Annotated in this window: 3 protein-coding genes; all 3 read right to left on the reverse strand. The window is 59.9% G+C overall.

Annotated elements, in window-relative coordinates:
* Window positions 1-245, reverse strand: a 245-nt coding sequence (locus tag ACM6JT_RS24665) for a transposase domain-containing protein (protein WP_414857508.1), incomplete at its 3' end; no start/stop codon positions are given.
* A gap of 102 nt (window positions 246-347) precedes the next feature.
* Window positions 348-689, reverse strand: coding sequence for an IS66 family insertion sequence element accessory protein TnpB (tnpB, locus tag ACM6JT_RS24670; protein WP_414857506.1), 342 nt, complete (start codon window positions 687-689; stop codon window positions 348-350).
* Window positions 686-1087: an IS66-like element accessory protein TnpA gene (tnpA, locus tag ACM6JT_RS24675; protein ID WP_414857507.1), complete on the reverse strand. Its 402-nt coding sequence runs from the start codon at window positions 1085-1087 to the stop codon at window positions 686-688. Before tnpA ends, tnpB begins: the two co-directional genes overlap by 4 nt.
* Window positions 1088-1171 lie beyond the last annotated feature (84 nt).

Raw genomic sequence — 1171 nt, forward strand, 5'->3', positions numbered from 1 at the left:
TCCGGCAACGGCTTGCGGCCCACACCTTCGCGACTCGGCCGTTTCACTGCAGCAGCCGTGGCCATATCGGCCGAGCCTTCATCGGCCTGCAGGTCTTCCAGCCGCAATTCAAGCTGTTCGATCTGGCGATCCAGCTTCTCCGATTTCCGGCCAAACTGCATCCGGCGCAGCTTGGCGATCATCAGCTTCAGATGTTCGATCTCGATCGCGCGCGACGAGAGCTGCTCGCGCAAATTGGCGACCATCGCCTTCAGCGCGTCAATGTCGTCGGGGAGATCGGCGGGAGCAGCAGACATGCAGTGAGCTTACACGACACCACCTACAAGCTCTCCACGCGTAATGAACGTTTACAATGCGCTTCTCGGGCGCGCTGCATCGATCGGCTGCCGCCAATCGAAACCTTCGAGCAAGAGCGCGAGCTGAGCGGTCGTCAGCGCAACAACACCGGCATCGGCGCGCGGCCACGCGAAACGTCCTTGCTCGAGGCGCTTCGAGAGCAGGCACAGGCCACCGTCGCACCACCACAAGCACTTCAGCAAGTCGCCGCGCTTACCCCGGAACACGAACACGTGCCCGCTGTAGGGATCCTTCTCCAGCACGGTTTGTACCTTCGCGGCCAACGAGTTGAAGCCGGAACGCATGTCCGTGACGCCCGCTGCGATCCAGATTCGCGTGTTCGGCGGGATCACTTCAGACAGTCTCGTAAATACTGCTCGGCGAACTCCTGCGACACACCGCGGATACGAATACGTCGTTTGCCGACCTCGATCTCGATTTCACAGCCCGGCGGCATCGCCGGGCTCGCCGACATATCCAGCGTTTGCGCCAGAGCGTGGTTTGGGACGTCTTTCGCTGGCAGATCGACCACCTCAACAGGCAGCAGCGCGACGTTTGGTATCGACGCTGTACGTTGCGCATCTAGCAAGCTTCTTCGCCACTGCGCGACCATATTGGCGTTCAAGCCATGCGCACGGGCTACCTCGGCAATCGAGCGATTCGGATCGTTCGCTTCTGCAGCAACCGCTTCCCGAAACTCCTTCGTGTAGTTCCTCGATCCCGGTTGTCTTCCATGCACCACTGGCTTCATCAATCTGATTCCCATTACATCTGATGGGAATCAGATTGCCTGTGCCGCGCCCTTATGAACAGACGGTACGTGTCGAGCGCTTAC

Origin of the sequence: Burkholderia sp. IT-111MI5 (assembly GCF_949752865.1) — a bacterium.
GTDB classification, from domain to species: Bacteria; Pseudomonadota; Gammaproteobacteria; order Burkholderiales; family Burkholderiaceae; genus Burkholderia; species Burkholderia pyrrocinia_C.